General features: G+C 63.2%; 17 protein-coding genes and 1 riboswitch. Of the genes, 4 read left to right on the top strand and 13 right to left on the bottom strand.

The genetic code is table 11. The features are described 5' to 3' along the window. Positions 1 to 546, bottom strand: a 546-nt coding sequence (locus tag NZN28_RS10280) for a DUF262 domain-containing protein (RefSeq protein ID WP_295397888.1), incomplete at its 3' end; no start/stop codon positions are given. A gap of 60 nt (positions 547 to 606) precedes the next feature. Then, a complete protein-coding gene (locus NZN28_RS10275) occupies positions 607 to 1,452 on the bottom strand; it encodes an undecaprenyl-diphosphate phosphatase (protein ID WP_295397886.1) in 846 nt (281 codons plus the stop codon). 252 nt (positions 1,453 to 1,704) lie between these two features. On the opposite strand from NZN28_RS10275, the gene ispD reads away from it, so the two are divergent. From ispD to NZN28_RS10255, 4 genes are all read left to right on the top strand, one after another. Further along, entirely contained in the window at positions 1,705 to 2,352 is a 648-nt protein-coding gene (gene ispD, locus NZN28_RS10270; protein ID WP_295397884.1) for a 2-C-methyl-D-erythritol 4-phosphate cytidylyltransferase, read from the top strand. Beyond that, a complete protein-coding gene (gene ispE / locus NZN28_RS10265; protein ID WP_295397882.1) occupies positions 2,340 to 3,167 on the top strand; it encodes a 4-(cytidine 5'-diphospho)-2-C-methyl-D-erythritol kinase in 828 nt (275 codons plus the stop codon). The genes ispD and ispE overlap by 13 nt, the downstream gene beginning before the upstream one ends. Positions 3,168 to 3,202: 35 nt before the next feature. After that, positions 3,203 to 3,299, top strand: a riboswitch (TPP riboswitch). 22 nt (positions 3,300 to 3,321) lie between these two features. Next, positions 3,322 to 4,377: a thiamine ABC transporter substrate-binding protein gene (locus NZN28_RS10260; RefSeq protein WP_295397880.1), complete on the top strand. Its 1,056-nt coding sequence runs from the start codon at positions 3,322 to 3,324 to the stop codon at positions 4,375 to 4,377. Positions 4,378 to 4,459: 82 nt separating this feature from the next. Then, a complete protein-coding gene (locus NZN28_RS10255; RefSeq protein WP_295397877.1) occupies positions 4,460 to 6,007 on the top strand; it encodes an iron ABC transporter permease in 1,548 nt (515 codons plus the stop codon). 240 nt (positions 6,008 to 6,247) lie between these two features. On the opposite strand, the gene NZN28_RS10250 is transcribed toward NZN28_RS10255, so the two are convergent. From NZN28_RS10250 to NZN28_RS10200, 11 genes are all read right to left on the bottom strand, one after another. Beyond that, positions 6,248 to 7,315, bottom strand: a complete 1,068-nt coding sequence (locus NZN28_RS10250; RefSeq protein WP_295397875.1) for a 3-dehydroquinate synthase family protein — start codon at positions 7,313 to 7,315, stop codon at positions 6,248 to 6,250. Further along, positions 7,296 to 7,841 (bottom strand): shikimate kinase, encoded by a 546-nt coding sequence (locus NZN28_RS10245; RefSeq protein ID WP_295397873.1) that lies wholly within the window; start codon positions 7,839 to 7,841, stop codon positions 7,296 to 7,298. Before NZN28_RS10245 ends, NZN28_RS10250 begins: the two co-directional genes overlap by 20 nt. A 329-nt stretch (positions 7,842 to 8,170) precedes the next feature. Beyond that, positions 8,171 to 9,322, bottom strand: coding sequence for a chorismate synthase (gene aroC, locus NZN28_RS10240; protein WP_295397871.1), 1,152 nt, complete (start codon positions 9,320 to 9,322; stop codon positions 8,171 to 8,173). A 204-nt stretch (positions 9,323 to 9,526) separates the two neighbouring features. Beyond that, positions 9,527 to 11,059, bottom strand: a complete 1,533-nt coding sequence (locus tag NZN28_RS10235; RefSeq protein ID WP_295397869.1) for a secretin N-terminal domain-containing protein — start codon at positions 11,057 to 11,059, stop codon at positions 9,527 to 9,529. 9 nt (positions 11,060 to 11,068) lie between these two features. Continuing rightward, the gene (locus NZN28_RS10230) at positions 11,069 to 12,142 is read right to left on the bottom strand and encodes a hypothetical protein (RefSeq protein WP_295397867.1); all 1,074 of its coding nucleotides are present in this window, start codon (positions 12,140 to 12,142) and stop codon (positions 11,069 to 11,071) included. After that, positions 12,139 to 12,792, bottom strand: a complete 654-nt coding sequence (locus tag NZN28_RS10225; protein ID WP_295397865.1) for a type 4a pilus biogenesis protein PilO — start codon at positions 12,790 to 12,792, stop codon at positions 12,139 to 12,141. The genes NZN28_RS10230 and NZN28_RS10225 overlap by 4 nt, the downstream gene beginning before the upstream one ends. Next, positions 12,773 to 13,438, bottom strand: a complete 666-nt coding sequence (locus NZN28_RS10220) for a flagellar protein FliT (RefSeq protein WP_295397863.1) — start codon at positions 13,436 to 13,438, stop codon at positions 12,773 to 12,775. The genes NZN28_RS10225 and NZN28_RS10220 overlap by 20 nt, the downstream gene beginning before the upstream one ends. Further along, on the bottom strand, positions 13,431 to 14,567 hold the full coding sequence (gene pilM / locus NZN28_RS10215; RefSeq protein WP_295397861.1) for a type IV pilus assembly protein PilM: 1,137 nt from the start codon (positions 14,565 to 14,567) through the stop codon (positions 13,431 to 13,433). Before pilM ends, NZN28_RS10220 begins: the two co-directional genes overlap by 8 nt. A 242-nt stretch (positions 14,568 to 14,809) precedes the next feature. After that, a complete protein-coding gene (locus NZN28_RS10210; RefSeq protein WP_295397859.1) occupies positions 14,810 to 15,817 on the bottom strand; it encodes an isocitrate/isopropylmalate dehydrogenase family protein in 1,008 nt (335 codons plus the stop codon). Between the two features lie 78 nt (positions 15,818 to 15,895). After that, positions 15,896 to 16,351: a DUF5317 domain-containing protein gene (locus tag NZN28_RS10205; RefSeq protein ID WP_295397890.1), complete on the bottom strand. Its 456-nt coding sequence runs from the start codon at positions 16,349 to 16,351 to the stop codon at positions 15,896 to 15,898. A 44-nt stretch (positions 16,352 to 16,395) separates the two neighbouring features. Further along, the gene (locus NZN28_RS10200) at positions 16,396 to 17,784 is read right to left on the bottom strand and encodes an HD-GYP domain-containing protein (RefSeq protein WP_295397858.1); all 1,389 of its coding nucleotides are present in this window, start codon (positions 17,782 to 17,784) and stop codon (positions 16,396 to 16,398) included. Positions 17,785 to 18,142: the final 358 nt, after the last annotated feature.

Raw genomic sequence — 18,142 nt, 5'->3', positions numbered from 1 at the left:
AAAAAGATCAACCATGCGGACTGCTTCTTTACGACTAACCTTTGAAAGTATGGCGCTAAGCTCGCTTTTTCTGCTATAGTGGATGCCTTGAACAGCATCTTCATAGTTTTTGCCGTCTAGTTCGTCGAGATGCAAAAAATACTCATAGGGTGACTCAGTTTTACAAATAGGAGAAATACCGCTCGGCAACATGGCTCCTTTAGATGTATGTGTTACGTGCAGAGCTTGGTAAAGAGCAGTGAGGCGTTGCTGGCCGTCAAGAACGACCATAACCGTTCCATCAGTGGATAGAGAAGCGGTCGGGTTGACACATTTCACGCCTTCAAACAATCTGAGCGAAAAGGGTGGCTTTGCGGGATCCACTTTGTCGAGCAACAGTAGAGTGCCGATAAAGTAACCTTCAAAAATCGAAGCGAACAGTTCCGAGACCTCGGAAGGTTTCCAAACAAACGAGCGCTGAAACTCAGGTAAGACCAGCTCTCCCGTGTGTATATGTTTAATAACATCAACAAGAGCCCTAGATGCAGGAGTTGACACCATACTCATAACTTCTCCTGAATGAGATTAGATAGACTATGCGAATAATAGCACAGATTGACCCTGAAGTTATCGCAGGAAAAACACCGCGTACACCACGCCGATCACGATGCGGTAAATGGCAAAGGGCACGAAGCTGTTGCGGCTGACAAAGCCCAGAAGCCAGCGCACCGTGAGCAAAGCGGCCACAAAAGCGGTGAAAAATCCCACCGCCAGAAGCCCCCAGCTATCGGCCTTAAACTCGTCCAGGTTTCGCAAAAGCGAGAAGCCGGTGGCCGAGAGCATGGTGGGCACGGCCAGGATGAAGGAAAACTCAGCCGCCGCCTTGCGCGACATTCCCAGGGCCATGCCCCCCACAATGGTGGCCCCACTGCGCGAGACCCCCGGCATCATGGCCACGGCCTGAAACAGGCCAATCAACACCGCCTGGGGCACGGGCATCTGGTTGACGTCGTCGTAGCGCTTGTGGTGCTGTAGCCAGCGGTCCACGAAAAGGAGAAGAACACCCACCCCAATCAGGTTCACCACCACAATCAGGTCGTTGCCCAGAAACACCTTCTCAATCACATCGGCCAGCAAAAACCCCAGGATGCCAGTGGGAATGAAGGCCACGATGATGCGCTTCCAGACCTCCATATCCCGCAAAAAGCGCCGGAAGTACAGGGCCAGCACGGCCAGGATGGCCCCTAGCTGAATCACGATGATAAAGCTCTTGATGAAGGGGTCGTTTTCGATGTTGAGCCTGAGCAGATGGGCGGCCAGGGTCAGATGGCCGGTGGAGGAGATGGGCAAAAACTCGGTCAGGCCCTCCAGGAGCCCCAGGATGAAGGCCTCGAAAATGGTCACGCCCCAGAGAATACCACGCAACGTGATGGCCAAATGAAGGTTTTGAGCAAGCCGACAGGGTTTTATCATTCGCCACTTTCCCTCTTACCTTTGCGGAGGGGGTGGCGATACCGGCTCTGTGTTCAATGCACCGAATGGCGTTGGGAATAAAAGCCGTTGCGATGAGGTAGTGCTGGGGGAGGGTATTAGAACCAGAGCGAGCCGGTTCATGGCTTTTTCTGCGCAAGGCTCAAAGATGCCAACTTTCATTCGGGTGGGACGCAATGCCTCTTTCCGGCTTCGCCACCAGACCCGCCCCCTGGCCCGTTCAGATGCGGTACGATGCCGGGCGTGAAGGTTTCGGTGCTGTTGCCTGCTGCCGGTTCGGGGGAGCGAATCGGGCGGGGGCCTAAAGCGTTTCTCGAGGTCGGCGGCAAAACCCTCCTGGACTGGGCCCTCGAGGGGTTTGCCTGGGCCGATGAGCGGGTGGTGGCGCTGCCCCCGGAAAGAAGTCTGGAGACCCCCGGCATCAAAACGGTTTTGGGCGGCCAGACCCGCCAGCAAAGCGTGTTCAATCTGGTGCAGGCCGCCACAGGCGAGATTGTGCTGGTGCACGACGTGGCCCGGCCCTTTGTGGTGCGGGCTGCCGTCGAGCGCCTTCTGGAGGCGGTGCGCACCTCCGGGGCGGCCACCCTGGCGGTGCCGGTGCCCGATACGCTGGTGCAGGAAGCGTCAGGTGAATACGGCGCGGTCATCCCCCGTGAACACCACCGGCTGGTGCAGACCCCCCAGGGTTTTCGGCGCGAGCTGTTGTGGAAGGCCCACCTGAAGGCCCGGGCGGAGGGCCAGGAGTTCACCGACGATGCCCAGCTGGTGCGCTGGCTGGGCCATCCGGTTGCGCTGGTGGAGGGCGACCGGCGGATGTTCAAAATCACCTATCCCGAGGATTTGCTGCTGGCGGAAGGACTGGCGCGGGTATGGAACTCCTAGCCCCGGCCAAGGTGAACCTGGGCCTCTCGGTGCTGGGCCGACGGGCCGATGGCTACCACGAACTGCACACCCTGTTTGCGGCCTTGAGGGTGGGCGACCGGCTTTGGGTGGAGGCCATTCCGGAGGGGGTGGAGCTGGAGGTACGCGGCTTTGGCCTGCCTGCGAACACCGACAACCTGGTGTACAAAGCCGCGGTGGCCTACCTGAATGCAGCGGGCTGGCCGGGGGGGGTGAGGGTGGTGCTGGAGAAGAACCTGCCCATTGCGGCGGGGCTGGGCGGGGGTTCGTCGGATGCGGCGGCGGTGCTGCGGGGCCTTAGCCAGCTTTATCCGGCTGCGCTCGACGTGCCAGCCCTGGCCCTCAGGCTGGGGGCCGACGTGCCGTTTTTCCTGGAGGCGGGCCTGGCCGACGGGCGGGGGGTGGGTGAGCGGCTCAGGGCGCTGGAACCGCTCGAGGCCCACCTGGTGGTCTTCAATCCGGGTATTGCGGTTGCGGCAGCAGAGGCTTACCGCCACCTTCGCCCCGAGGAGTGGCAGCCCGAGCTGGACGTGGCGGGCATCCTGGCGGCCATTCGTGCAGGGGCCGAGCCGCCTTACTGGAATAGCCTCGAGCCGCCCGTTTTCCGGCTGGTGCCCGCCCTGAGGGAACTCAAGCAAGAACTGGTGAACACAGGGCTAAAGGGGGTGTTGATGTCGGGGTCGGGCTCGAGCCTCTTCGGCCTGGCCCGCGAAGCCGAGGAAGCCCTTTTTGTAGCGCAAAAACTACGGGCCAGACACCCCCGTTTCTGGGTGGTGGCCACCCAAACCGTGACCTGAGGGCTGTACAACCCCACCCGCAGGCTTTATCATCCGGGTGTCATCGGGGGTGCCTGGGAAAACCAGGCTGAGACAGACCCTTTGAACCTGATGCGGTTCGCACCGCCGTAGGGAGCATGACACCGCCCTCCCGATGACATGGAGGGATTTTTTTATGCACCCAGTCCGCTGGCTTTTCGGTCTCCTTTTCTTGCTGGCCTCGCTGGCCTTGGCCCAGCCCACGCTCACGGTGCTGACCCACGACAGCTTCAACCTCGACAAGCAACTGCTGGCCTTATTCGAGCGTCAGTCGGGCATTCGTCTGCGCTTTTTGAAGGGGGGCGACGCGGGCGAGATGCTCAACAAGGCCATACTGAGTAAAGGGGCCCCCATTGCCGATGTCATCTACGGCTTTGACAACACCCTGCTCTCGAGGGCGCTGCAAGCCGATATCCTGCAGCCCTACCGCTCCCCGGAGCTGGCCAGCCTGCGCCCCGACCTCCTGCTCGACCAGACCTTCCGGGCTAGCCCGGTGGATTTTGGCTACGTGGCCCTCAACTACGACCGGGATTACTTCAAGGGCAAGCCCCTGTCTGAGCGGTTCGCCGACCTGGCCTCGCCCGAGTTCGCCCGGCTGTTGGTGGTGCAGAACCCGGCCAGCAGCTCCCCAGGGCTGGCCTTTTTGCTGGCTACCGTCGCGGCGTTTGGCGAGGAAGGCTACCTGGGCTTCTGGGAGAATCTCCGCCAGAACGGGGTCAGGGTGGTGAGCGGTTGGAGCGATGCCTATTACACCCATTTCACCCGCGCCGGGGGGGATCGCCCGCTGGTGGTCTCGTACAGCACCAGCCCGGCGGCTGAGCTTTACTACAGCGAGGCCAAACCCAAACCCGCCGAGCCCCCCACCGCCAACCTGTTTTTACCCCGCAGCTCCTTCTTTCAGGTCGAGTACGTGGGCATTCTGAAAGGCACCCGCAACCTGCGGGCGGCCCAGCGCTTTGTGGACTGGCTGCTTTCCCGGCCCGCGCAGGAGAACATCCCCACCCAGATGTGGGTCTACCCGGCCCGGCGCGATGCCCGCCTGCCCGAGGTCTTCCGCTTTGCCGAGGTGCCCGCCGAGCCAGCCCGCCTCTCGCCCCAGCAGATTGCCCAGAACCGCGAGCGCTGGATTCGCGAGTGGACGCAGGTGGTGGTGCAGGGCCAGAGCGCCGAAGCAGTTAAGGCGCGGCGGTAAACCGGGCTCAGGTGCTTCAGGCTGGAGGGGTGGGGGCCAACCGAAGTTTTACCCTTGACCACCGGCATTTTGCCCCCAAGCTATGCGGACCCCCAAGGGAACCTCGAGGCCTCCGGAGGGCCGGTGGCTGGGCCTGCCGGTGCTGGCCTTCCTGGCCCTGGCGCTCCTATATCCTCTGGGGCGCATCCTGGCGCTGGGCCTGGCCGAGGGCTGGCAGGCTGTGCTGACCAACCCTTACTACGGCTCGCGGCTCGCCTGGAGCCTGGCCTACGGGCTGGGCTCCTCGCTTTTGTGCATTGGGCTGGCCTTGCCACTGGCCTATGCGTTTCGCTATCGCTTTCCTGGGCGCGACTTTCTGCTGGGCTTTTCCACCGTGCCGTTTGTGCTGCCCCCCCTGGTGGTGGCGATGGGCTTCCTGAGCCTGGTAGGGCCTAAAGGGCTGCTGGGCCTCAACCTCTACGGAACGGCCTGGGTGCTGTTCTGGGCCAGCCTGCTCTACAACCTGGGGCTGGTGCTGCGCCCATTGGTAGCGCTGTTACCGGCCCTGCAAACCCCGCTGGCCGCCGCCCGCACCCTGGGCGCTTCCCCGCTGCGGGCCTACTGGCGGGTGGGCATCCCGTTGCTGGGGCCGGCCCTCCTTTCGGGGGGCAGTCTGGTGTTCCTGTATAGCTTTACCAGCTTTGGGGTGCCGCTTTTGCTGGGGGGATCCCGGTGGGCCACCCTCGAGGTCGAGACCTACTATGCCCTGGCCCAGCGGCTGGCCTTCCCCGAGGCCACCGCCCTGGTGCTCATGCAACTGGCCGTAAGCCTTGTCGTGTTGATGGGCTACCTGCGCCTGCAAGAACGGCTGGCCCTGGGCATTGGCGGCTACGGCTCGCACCTGCCGCTGGCCCCCCGCCCGGCAGGGGGGCTGGCGCTGTTGGTCTGGGGCTTCTTTCTGCTGCTTTATAGCCCCCTGTGGAGCCTGCTGCTGCGGGCCCTCGAGCGCCCTGAGGCCTGGCTCAGCGTCTGGAACAGCCCGGACTTCACCCCAGGCGGCACGGCCCTTTTCAACACCCTGGGGTTTGCCGGCCTGGCCCTGCTCTTGGTGCTGCCCCTGGGTGTTTTGTATGCCTATGCGGTCTGGCGGGGTCATCGGGGGCTGGACTGGCTGGGTCTACTGCCCCTGATGGTCTCGCCGGTGGCCATTGGGCTCGGCTACTTGCTGGCCTATCCGGGGTTGCGCGGTTCGCTCCTGATTCTGATTGTGGCCTATGCGCTGCTCAGCTACCCCCTGCTGGGACGGGCTTTGCTGCCGGCTTTGCGGGCCATGCCCAAAGGGGTGGTGGAGGCCGCCCGGGTGCTGGGGGCGGGCCCCTGGCGCCGCCTGGTGCGGGTGGAGTGGCCAATGGTTCAAAAATCGGCGCTTTCCGGGGCAGGGCTGGCCCTGGCCGCGATTGTGGGCGAGTTTGGCGCCACCCTGACCCTGCAACGCCCCGAGTGGGCCACCCTCTCCCTGGCCATCTACGAGCGGCTGGGCAGGCCGGGTGCGCTGCCCTTTCACGAGGCGGTGGTGCTGGCCGTGGTGCTGATGGGCCTGAGCATGGCCTTGCTGGCCCTGCTGGAGCGGGGTTTTCGGGAGCCAGGATAGGGAAGGGCCTTCTGCGGAGGGCGGTTGCCACGCATACCCGCTGAAGCCGATTGGGCCCGGGCCTCTCCATTACGCGCCCGATGAGGCGTATCGCGCTCTTCACAGACGTGGCTGTCCATCCAGGCGGCCACTGTTCTGTTCAGAACAAGGCTTTCTCGAACTCGATTGGCTCAAAATGGGTCGCGGGTGCTCCAAAGGCCCTGCAACCACAAGCGGGCTTCGAATCTGCGAAGGTCGCGGTCAGACCCGCTCCGTTTCGCCCTGTTTGGCGGGGTCGCTTTGCAGGGTGGCCACCAGGCTCAAAAACTCTTCGTAGCAACCCAGCAACACTTCAGTAAGGACGGGGTGAATCTCGAGCCAGCCCAGGTCCTTGGGCACCACCCAGTTGAGGGCCTTGCCCAGCTTTTTCTTGTCGCGGCTGAGGAAGGGGGTCAGGTCGTCCCAGCTAAAGCGGGGGGGTGGGGGCGGGGAGAGCCACTGCAAAAACTTCAGCACGGTGGGCACCAGGTCGTTGCCACCGTGGGCCCGGCCCAGCAGGGCCGCAAAAAGCAGGCCGTAGGCCACCGCGACCCCGTGGGGCATGGTGCCAAAGGTGGCCCCCTCGAGGGCATGGGCCAGGGTGTGCCCCAGATTGAGCTTGCGGCGCTCGTTTTGCTCGGTGGGGTCGGCCTCCACAATCTGCAACTTGACCGAGACCGCACGGGCCAGGTAGTTTTCGAAGCCTTCCCAGTCCAGCGAGAGCGGCTCCACGTTCACCAGCAGCTCGTCCCCGGCGATGAGGCCGTGCTTGAAGGCCTCGACCAGCCCCTGCTTGAAGGTATGGGGGGGCAGGGTTCGCAGGGTCTCGAGGTCGGCATACACCCCGTCGGGGGCATGGAAGGCCCCGACCAGGTTCTTGCCTTCCGGCAGGTTGATGCCGGTTTTGTTGCCCACCGAGGCGTCAACCATGGCCAGGGTGGTGGTGGGCAGGCTGATGTAGCTGACCCCCCGCAGGTAGGTGGCCGCGATAAACCCCCCCAGGTCGGTGAGGGAACCGCCGCCCACGATGTAGAGGGTGGTGTCGCGGGGGAGGGCCTGCCCCGCCAGCCAGGACAGGGCTTTGCCGTAGGTGGCCAGGCTCTTCGCGGCCTCGCCGCCCGGCAGGCCCAGGCCCGCCGGGATGTCCAGCCGGGCAGCCAGCTTTTTGGCGAAGTCCTGCACGGCCAGGTCGAAGATCATGGCCCGGGGGCCTTCGGCCTGGGGCACCTCGAGGTCGAACCCAATATGAATCGGGTAGGGGATGGGGTGTCTAATCTTTAGCTTCCGCATAATCCCACAGTCGGTCAATGATTTCGTCCACCACCTCGGGAACCCGACGGCCATCGGTGGAGATGTGCAGGGTGGCCTGGCGGTAGATGGCTTCGCGCTCGGCCAGGAGCTTCTGAATGCGCTCGAGGGGGTCGGGGTTTTCCAGCAGGGGACGCTGTCCGGGGCGGCGGCTGACCCGTTCCAGGATGGTTTCCGGGCTGGCCCACAGCGCGACCACCGGCCCTCGCTGCAACAGGCGCTGTCGGTTCTCCGGGTTCACAAAGGTGCCCCCTCCCAGTGAGAGTACCAGAAAATCTTTTTGGCTGAGTTCATGAACCGCCTCGGCCTCGAGCTGTCGAAAGGTGGGCTCGCCCAGGTGGCGGAAGATGTCGGCAATGGAGAGGCCCATCTCGCGCTCGATGTACCGGTCCAGGTCTATAAAGTGCAGCATGAGCTCGCGGGCCAGTTCCTTGCCGATGCGGCTCTTGCCCACGCCCATAAAGCCGGTGAGGGCGACCCAGGTGACGGGGCGCTCGACCTCAATCATAATGCCGCCAGACCTGCAATGCGGTCGGGTGGAGCGCACGGGTTCGCTCTGTGGGCGCCCCTCTTCCGAGGCGAGGCCCAGGGCCCAGAGGCCTCCAAACCGAGCCCCGAAAAACCGGCCCTTCCGAGGGGGCGCCTCGGGCCCACTTCGCGGGCAGGCCGGCAAGGTGTGGCCTCGAGTTGGCTCGGGGGCCTGGCCGTCGGAATGGGCCGAAACAAGCCTTGCATTGCACATCTCGCATCAACGCCCTGGCTGTGTGGAGACTGCTCTTGCGGTCGTTCACCGGTGCTTCCTTGTGTGCGTTTTTGAGTGCCCGCCTCGGGAATAGCCTAGTACGAAAGCACCCGCGCCTTGTACCGTTCGACGCGTTCGACGAGTTCATCCAGGGTATCGCCGCCGAATTTTTCCAGGTAGGCCTGGGCCAGCACGATGCCCACCAATGCCTCGAGGATGACGCTCGCCGCCGGCACCGCGGTCACATCGGAGCGTTCGCGGGCGGCATCCGCAGGCTGGTGGGTCACCACGTCCACGGTAGGCAGGGGGGTCATCAGGGTGGCGATGGGCTTGAGGGCCGCCCGGACGATGAGTTCCTCGCCGGTGGTCATGCCGGCCTCGGTGCCGCCTGCGCGGTTGGTTTGACGATAGTAGCCCCGGCCCTCCGCCCAATAAATCGCGTCGTGCACCTGCGAACCGGGTTTCATGGCGTTCTGGAAGCCAGGGCCGATCTCCACGCCCTTGATGGCCGGAATGCTCATCACCATCTGGGCAATGCGCCCGTCCAGCTTGCGCTCCCAGTGCATCTGGGAGCCCAGGCCCATCACCAAGCCTCGGAAGCGGGCCTCGATAATGCCGCCCAGGGTGTCCCCGCTTTTCTTGGCCTCGTCCACCCGGCGGATTACCTCGGCCTCGGCCTGGGGATCGGTCATCCGCACCGGGCTTTCCTCGACGCGCTCCTTGAGGCTCCAGTCGAATGGCACCTGACTCCACACCCCGGCCATCCCATCCACAAACGAAGCGCTTTGCACCCCAAAAAACGAGAGCAGTTTGTGGGCGATGGCCCCGACGGCCACGCGCATGGCGGTCTCGCGGGCCGAGGCGCGCTCGAGCACATCGCGCAGGTCCTTGTGCCCGTACTTGACCCCCCCCGATAAGTCGGCGTGGCCGGGCCTTGCTGCCGTGAGGGCTTTTTTGCGTGGCTCGTTTCCGGGGGCCGGGTCCATAATCTCGACCCAGTTGCGGTAGTCGGTGTTTTTGATGACCAGGGTCACCGGTGCCCCGGTGGTGCGGCCCGCCCGCACCCCGCTGGCGAACTCCACCGTGTCGGTCTCAATCACCATCCGCCGCCCGCGCCCATACCCCCCCTGCCGCTTTTTGAGCCAGGGATTGATGTCCTCCACCGTGAGGGGAAGCTGGCTGGGCAGGCCCTCCACAATGCCGGTGAGCTGCGGCCCGTGGGATTCTCCAGCAGTCAGAAAACGCATGAACAGAATCTAGCACAACTGGGGGTGATGTCCAAAACAAGCGCGCATGGTCTGGGGTCCATGGGAGGGAGCGGAAAAGCAAGGGATATTCCTGGATGGAACGAGAGAACTGCATTCCTCTTCCGAAACCCGGTATGGGTGCCGTCGGATTTCCTTCAAACGAAAAAGCCGGGACTGCTCCCGGCTCTTTTGGTCAAAAGACATTCAGCGCTGGGCTGCATCCTTGACGATGTTACCAGTGATGATCACAATCAGCTCGTCGTCCTTAATCGAAGAGGTGCGCTGCTTGAACAGCTCGCCCAGCAGGGGGATGTCGCCCAGCAGAGGGATTTTGGTCTCGGAGGTGTCGGTCACTTTCTGAATCAGGCCGCCCAGCACCACGGTCTGGCCGTCGCGGATGCGCAGCTTGGAGAGGGTGGTCTGCTGGGGAATGCGGATGCTGCCCGCCGGGCCGTCGGCGGGGTCGCCGCCGGTCTGGGTGAAGACCTCGAGCAAGATGTTCCCATCCGCCGAGATTTGCGGACGAACCCGTACCAGCAGCCCGTAGTCGAACTCGCGCACGCTGACCTCGTCCCCCAGGCGGATGGGGATCAGCAAGCGTCCACCCACCTTGATCTCGGCTCCACGGGCCCCCGTTGCCCTCAAATCCGAGGCGTCGGCGCCGTAGTTGTCTTCGACCAGCACATTGGCGTCGCTCAGTCGGCGGGAAAGCTGTTGTTTTTCCAGGGCATCCAGCACCGCCCGGATGTTGAGCGAGGCCAGGCTGCGGGTAGCATCGAAAATCAGGTTCAGGCCGGTGGACAGGAAGCTGGCAATCAGGTTGCCGCCCGAAACGGTTTCCCACTTGATGCCCAGGTTGCGAATGACCTCTCCCTGCACGGCCTGCACCCGGATCTGAAGCTGAACCTGCTGCACCGGGCGGTCGAGGCTCGGAATCAGCCGCTCGGCCAGGGCAATCTGCTCGGCGGAACCGGTTACGATAATCGTGTTGGTGCGGGGTTCGGCCACCACCGTGACCTGGGGTGCGGCCTGGGCTGCGGCCTGGGCCTGACCCTGAGCCGGCGCTGCGGGGCTTTGGGCCTGGGCGGCAATGGCTTTACCCAGCACATCGGCCAGCTCGGTTGCTCGAGCATGGGAAAGGGCAAAGGATTTTTGTACAACCGGGGCGGCGGCCACGGTGGCGCGCGGAACATCAATGCGTTGCAGGAAGTTGAGCGCTTCCGTGACCTGACGCGCGGGCCCACTGATAGAAAGCACATTCTGCCCCGGCACGGCCCGCACGGTCACACCGGGAACTTCTTGCTGCACGAAGTTGGCGAGCGCAGCAGGGTCGCCCGAGCGCACCTGGTAGAACTCACGGGCCGTCGGCTCGCTCGGCTGGGGGGTTGGCTGGGCGGTTTGCCCGCGGGCCCGGTCGACCACTTCCTTGGGTCCAACCACGATTACGTTGTTATCCAGAAGGGCGTAGGTGATGCGCCCATCGCCGTAGGTGTTGATCAGCAGATCCCAGACCTGACGAAAGGGTTTTTTGTCGATATCCGCCGAGACATTCACGTTGGGCACATCGCGCAGGACGGGCGAGAGCCCCACGCTGCGGGCCAGGGCCTCGAGCAGGGTGGGTAGGGGCAGGTTGGTGCCAATGTTGCTTACGGGCTGGTCAAAGCGCGCATCCCTGGGCAAAGTACCCTGAGCCAGCGCCAGACTCAACACCACCAGAAGGGCAAGAACACGCTTCATATTCACCGCCTAGGGATTGTCCATCGTCAGGTTCAGGCTTTCTGAACCCTGTACCAAAAGGGCTTCTTTGGCGCTCAAGCTTCTGAGCAGCACGTCGCTACCGGGAAGGGTGCGGCCAACCGGCAGCACCACAAACCCTTCCTTGCTCTGGAAAATGGCCACGCTGGTCGGGCCCAGCACCACCCCCGAGAGCTTCAGGTTTTGCTCGCGCACAAAGCGGGCCAGGCTGCTCTCCTGTGCTGTTTCCTGGCCTCGAGCCAGGCTGCTGCGGGGCTCGAGCACCTGGGTCAGCCGGGCGTCAATCTCAGCCCGTGCGAAGTCCAGATTCCCACTGCTGGCCGTTGGGGCAGGGGCGGCCTCGACATCCAGGGCTGCGGCTTCCTTGGGCGTTTCAGCCACAGAGGGGGAGAGTTCTCGATCCAGGGGCGCCAGCCGGATGGGCAGCGCACCCGAACCCAGGCTGACCGCGCCCGGCAGGCTGGTGCGGGCACCTCCCTGGGCCAGGCGGGCCTGGCCTGGGGCTGCGGTGGGTGCGGGTGTGGGGGTGGGGGTGGCGACCCCAGGCGTGGGCCGCGTACCGGGCAGGCTGGGGCGCGGCAGGGGCGTGGTGGGCTGGCGTACCTGCACCCGGGCGGTCTGGCTCGGGATGGGTTGCGAGACTACCGGTGGGGTGGGGGTGGGTCGGCTGACGATGGCCGGAGCCGGCGGGGTGGGCTGGGCCACGGCGGGCGGCGTGCTTTCGATGATCAGGGGTATGAAGGGGTTGGGCGGCACGCTCACCCGAGGCCGCGCAAGGGTTGTGCTGGCGGTGGTTGGGCCTTGCTCGGCTGGCTCGGTGGGCCGGGTGGCCTCGGTGACCAGGAAGGGCAGGGGCAGCACCTCGAGGGGCCGGGCGGTGGTGGCTGGAGGGGTGGTGGCCGGGCCGGGCTCCGCCGGCGCGGGGGCCGGGGCTGGGGCAGTGGGCTGCTGAGCGGTCTGGCTGGGACGGAAAAAGCCCAGGTACCAGGTGGCCACCGCCCCCACCAGCAAGGCCGCCACCAGGGCCACCTTGGCCGATTGGGGCATGCGTTGCAGGAAGTTCATGGCCGACCTCCCGGCTGGCCAGGCTGGCCTGGTTGGGCGGGCTGTCCACCCTGGGCCGGCTGGGCCTGCCCGGTGTAGGTGTAGACCGTCATGGTCAGGCTGGTGTTGATGGTGGGGTTGGTGGCCTGGGCCTCACTGACCGTAGTCCCACTGCCCCCGAGCGTCAGGTTCAGGCCAGAGACCGTGGCGAAGCGCTGGAAGCCCTCGAGGTTCCGCAAAAACACGTACAGCTCCGGGAAGGGGGACTCCACCTGCAAGGCCAGGTTGGTGGCCCGAACGTTGGCGACGCCCTGGTTGTCGCCGGCGCCACGGCTCAGGGTGCGCAGCACCACCCCGCTCTCGCGGGCGGTCTGGGCCAGCGAGCTCAGCACCCGGCCTAGCTGCTCGGTGGGCGGCAGCTCGCGCAGGAACTGCTGACGCTCGGCGTCCAGGCGGGCAATGGTCTCGCGCAACTGGGGCAGCGCGCGCTGGGCTGCGCGGCCCCGGTCCCGTTCGGTGGTCAGGCGGTCCACTTCGGCCTGAATCTCCGGGATGCGGCCCTGCAAGGGCTGGGTCACCAGGAAGTACCACATCACGCCCAGCAACAAGGCCGCCACCATGGCCACGATGGCCCACTCACGCTGGCCCATTCTAGCGAGAAGGGCTACCACTGCCTTCACCTCCTGTTGTGTTGCTGGCGGTTGCCGGGGCCTGGCCGACCAGACCCACCGTAGCGCCAAAGGTGTAAAGCTGGCGCTGCTGGTCGAGGCTGGCGTTCTGGAAGTTGATGCCAAAGCGCGGCGAGGTCTCGAAGGCTTCTACAAACCTGATCAGGGCGTTCTGGCCGAGGGCCTCGCCCTGGAGGTTGAACTCAACACTGACGGGCTTGCCATCGTAGACGCCGTTCTGCACGTTGCTCTGCACTTCCTGGGGGGTGAGGGCCTTGGTGCCGATGCTGCGCAGCGCCACCCCGAAGCGGCGGCCCTCGCGGGGGATTTGGTTAATCACCTGGGCCAGGTTGTCCGACCAGGGCACGAAGCGCTCGCGCAGCTGGTTGCGCACCGCGAGGAGCTGCTCGAGCTCACGCTGTTGCTGGTTGAGGCGGTTCTGCTCGGCGATGAAGGGCCGCAGCACATCCACTTCGACCTGAAGCTGGTCGCGCTGGTTCTCTAGGGCCTGAACCCTGGAGAGGGTGGAGAAGTGGAGAAAAGCGACCGTTCCCAGCACGGCCAGCACCACTGCCGCCGCGGCCAGCCGCCACCAGCCAGGCTCGACCCGGCGGCGCAGGTTCTTGGGGAGGAGGTTGAGTTTAATCAAGCGGATTCACCCCCCGTAGGGCCAGGCCCACCGGAACCGTGAACTCCGGCGACAGACTGCGCAGGTATTCCAGATCGAAGCGGCTCTTGTCAATCTGAATGCCCTGCCAGGGGTCGGCGATTTCCAGTGGAATGCCCAGCGTGTCGGCCAAAAGCGGCACCAGGCTGCGCAGCTTGCTGCCGCCCCCGGCCACAAAGCCCTGGTCCACACCCAGGTCGCCGACCTGCACCCGGAAAAACTCCAGGCTGCGCCTGAGCTCGGTGGTGAGCTCGACCAGCACCGGGCGAATCGCATCGTACATGCGGGCCGGGTTGAAGCGCTCGCGTTCGGCGTCGAAATCCAGGAGCAGGTCTTCGTCCTCGGTGGGGATGGTGGCCAGGCCGTAGTTTTTCTTGGCATCCTCGGCGGCGACCACATCGAGGTTAAACGCCTTGGAGATGGCCGCGGTGAAGTCCTTGCCGGAGAGGCTAATCACGCGGTTCAGCAGCAGCCGCTCGCCGCGGGTGAGCACCAAAGCCGAGGACTCGGCCCCAATCTCGAGGAACAGGGTGATGGGCTCGCGGTCCGTGGCCACCAGCCGCCCCGTCAGGGTACGCAGTCCGGCGAAGGGCTTAACATCAATAACCAGGGGCTCCAGTCCGGCTGCCTTGAGGGCTTCGACCAGGCTGGCCACGGTTTCCTGTCGGGCGGCACCCACCACCACGTCCATCTGCTCGCCCTCCGGGATGGCCTCGAGGGGGTCCAGGGGCGCGTAATCCAGCACGACCTCGTCAATGGGGAAGGGGATGTAGCGCTCGGCTTCCCAGCGCACCGCCTCTTCCATCTGCTTGAGGGGCATTTTGGGCACCTGCAGGGTACGGGTAATCACTGCCGCATTGCTGGCAGCCGTGACCACATACCGCTTTCGGGTGCGCATCTCGGCCAGCATCTCCTTGATGACGTCGGCCAGTGCGCCCGGCTCGGTGATCGACCCCTCCTGAATAACCCCCAGCGGGGTGGGCCTGATGCTCAGGTTCTTCAGGCTGGGGGGAGTTCCGGACAGCTCGACCAGCTTGATGTTGGCCGATCCAATCTCGAGGCCAAGTGCCTCGACCCTGGGTCTCAGCAACCCGCCAAAAAAATCACGCACGCTGCCCCCTTTCCCACATAAATCTAAAACTATGTGTCAGTATAGCACGGTAAATCTGCGTAGCAGCGCCCATATTGCCCACTCTAGCCCAGGTCTTAACCTTGTGGCCGTGCATTTGACCATTGCTTCTTAACCAAAGCCAGCCCGATGCCTCGCTATGCAATCTAAAGCGGCTCATCGAAGGGTTCCTGGTGCGGTGGGCGGGTCAGCGATTCATTAGGAACGGGCCGGCTCCGGGCTTCTCATAAGGCCCGGGCCACCGCCTCGGCGAACTGGAGGGTGGTGGCGCTGCCGCCCAGGTCGGGGGTGCGGGGGCCTTCCTGGAGCACCCTGTCCACCGCCGTTTCGACCCGGCGGGCGGTCTGGTGTTCGCCCAGGTGTTCCAGCATCATCACCGCCGAAAGGATGGTGGCTGCCGGGTTGGCGATGCCCTGGCCCGCAATGTCCGGCGCGCTGCCATGCACCGGCTCGAAGACCGCATGCTTTTCGCCGATATTGCCGCTGGCCGCGATGCCCAGCCCGCCCACCAGCCCGGCGGTCAGGTCGGAGATGATGTCGCCAAACAGGTTGGTGGTCACGATCACGTCGAAGCGCTCAGGGTTGCGCACAAGTTGCATGGCGCAGTTGTCGATGATGATGTCCTGGGTCTTGAGCTCGGGAAAGCGAGCTGCTTCGGCCAGCGCAGTTTTCATGAACAGGCCCTGGGTCAAGGGCAGCACGTTGGCCTTGTGGGCCACGTGGAGTTGCTTGCGCGGGCGGCTCATGGCCAGCCGGGCCGCATACTCGCCGATGCGGGCACTGGCGCGGCGGGTGATGACCGTATCGGCAATGGCGATCTCGCCGTCGAGGTAGCTGCGTTCCTGCTCCACATACAGCCCTTCGGTGTTTTCGCGCACCACCACCAGATCTACCCCCGGCCTCGAGCCCGGCACGGGGTGGTGTTTGGCCGGGCGCACGTTGGCGAACAGGTCGAGCTTGCGGCGCATATAGCGGATGGCCCCAAAAAAGCCCGGCACCTTCTGGGTGGGGCTGGTGGCCGCGCCAAACAGGGTGGCGTCGGTATGGGTGACGGCCTCGAGGGTGGCCTCGGGCACCGAGATCCCTGTTCGCTCGAAGGTCTCCCAACCGGCCTGGGCCTCCACGAACTCGAGCTTGAGCCCGGTGGCCTCGAGCACCAGCCGGGCCGCAGGAATCACTTCATGACCGATGCCGTCGCCTTCAATCAGACAAATCTTGTAGCTTTTGCTCACAGTATCACCCTCGATATTCTAACGAACCCTGAGACACCCCTCAGGCCAGACCGCTAGTTTCCACAAGAAGCAACTTCCTTAGAATCGCAGGTCTATCTCGAAAGGTTCCTGCGCCTTGCGCCTGGCCTCGAGCGCCCCGTCCAGAATGGTCAGGGTTATCCCCACCATCAAGTACACGTCCCCCAGGCTAATCACGTTGGTATAGCCCAGAATGCGTACCGGAATCACATCGGCCAGAAACCAGAGCCGGGAAGACTCGTTCATCAGGGTGTGAACGGCGTCGTACTGCTGCTGGAGTTTGGGAATGTAGGACTCCATCCCCACCTTGTGCAGGGCCTCGGCGCTGACGGGCATATGCCCCCGATTGGCAAAGATTACCAGCGCATTGCAGAAAAGGCCCAGCCCCACAAACCACAGCCCGCGCAGGTGGCTATTGGCCCACAAGCCATAGCCCACCAGCACCAGCACCAGCGTTTTGGCGGTGGGGCCAGCAATTTCGGGGGCAATCAGGCCGCGCGAGGTTGCAAAGGCCAGCCCCCCTTCCAGCAGAGCTGCGCCTATAAAAGCCCAGGCAGCCCTTAGCTCGATGTGGGCAAGGTCGCGGAGGCGGGCCCGGAAAGCGAGGGCGAGGACAAGGCCGATAAGTGCGCTGGCGAGGTATAGCGTCGTAGGAATTCCTCCCGGTCTTTCCAGATGGGATCCTCGAGCCACAGCTCTTCGAAGATCTTGACCACCTGCGGGTCGAACTGCCGCCCCGCGAACATAATTATCTCATTGAGGGCTTCTTGAGGGGGCTTGGCAGGGGTATACGCCCGGCCTGCGGTCATGGCCTCGTAGGCGTCGGCCAGCGAGACAATCCGCGCCCACAGGGGAATGCGCTCACCCTTGAGGCGGCTGGGGTAGCCGGTTCCGTCCCAGCGTTCGTGGTGGTGTACAATTACGCCCTGCACATCTTTGGAAAGGCGCTGGCGCATGGGGTGCAGCACCTCCAGTCCTTTGGATGGGTGGGTTTTTATTAGGCCATACTCCTCGGCAGTCAGTTTGGTTGGCTTGAGCAAAACCGAGTCGGGAATGGCCACCTTGCCAATGTCGTGAATCCGTGCCGCGTAGGTGATGCGCTTCACGTCCTGCTCGTCGAAGCCCATCCTCTTGGCGATGCTCTGAGAAATAGCCGCCACCCGCTCGGAGTGCAACCTGGTAAAGGGGTCTTTGGCGTCTAGCGCGGCCACCAGCACCTCGATGGTCTCGTCGAAAGTCTCTTCCAGCTTAACCTTTTCGTCCCAGTAATAGCGCGAGAAGTACAGCAACAGCATCATGAACAGCACGGTGAACCCGCCCCACCCCCCAATAAGCGGAACCTGATAAGCCTTAGCCAGCAACAACCCCACCGGCGCCTGAACCAGGTAGCTAACCCAGAGCCAGCTATAGTTCTCAGACCAGATTTTGCGAATGCTGGCACCGCTAGAAAGGTAAATGACGTAGATAACCGATGATATGTTCACTGCAAAGTAGACTACGGATATTACAACGATACCGAGGGCATCTAGTATGTTTCGGTCAATATAGGTAAGAGAGTGAATGTGCCACCAAACCAGCGAGGCTAAAGCAGTGGCTAAAGCGTGCTGCGTTCTGTTGAACAAGTCTTTGTACCAGGGATAGTTGGCTTTTCCCTGATCTTTTGCGAAGCTAAAAAAGAAGATCAGCAGGGACGCAAGCCAGGCAGGAAAAAGTGCTACGGCAGCAAGAGCCACAATAAACGAATGTGACATTGTGGCGTTTAGGGGTAACTTTACCTCAGTACGTTTAGCTATGAGAACCAGACTTGCCCAAAAAAGAACATCGATCCATACAAGTTTTTTATTTTCTGGTAAAGAGAACAAGGCTGTTTGAACAGCTATGAATGCTGCAAACAGTCCCAGGATGAAGGCAAGAACTTTAGGCGAGGGAAGCTGGAGCAAAAATCGCACAGGTTGAGTTTAGGGTAAAACAAAGTAATGGCGAGTGTGGATTTCACAGCCACACTCGCCTGAGCGTTACGTGTTTTAGTTCCAGTCAGTGCCAGCGCCAGCGGCCACAGCCAGGGCAACAAGGGCGGCAACCAGGGTCATGATTTTGAAGGCGATCTTTTTCATGTTTTCCTCCTTCTGGACGGCTTGGAAGCGCTTTTATTTGTTTACTTCCAACCTTGAGGAAAACAATAAAACACAACCCCCCGTACTGTCAATGCGTACGGGAACAAATAAACTTGATTCAGAATGTATCAAGATTACAATGCGGCCAATTTGTGGTGCCTACCGAAGTAGACAGCTCCAGCCTAGAGGGTAT

The organism is Meiothermus sp. (genome assembly GCF_025056915.1).
Lineage (GTDB): Bacteria > Deinococcota > Deinococci > Deinococcales > Thermaceae > Meiothermus.
Note: the sequence above shows the minus strand (reverse complement) of the source record. Positions and strands in the feature narration are given on the sequence as shown.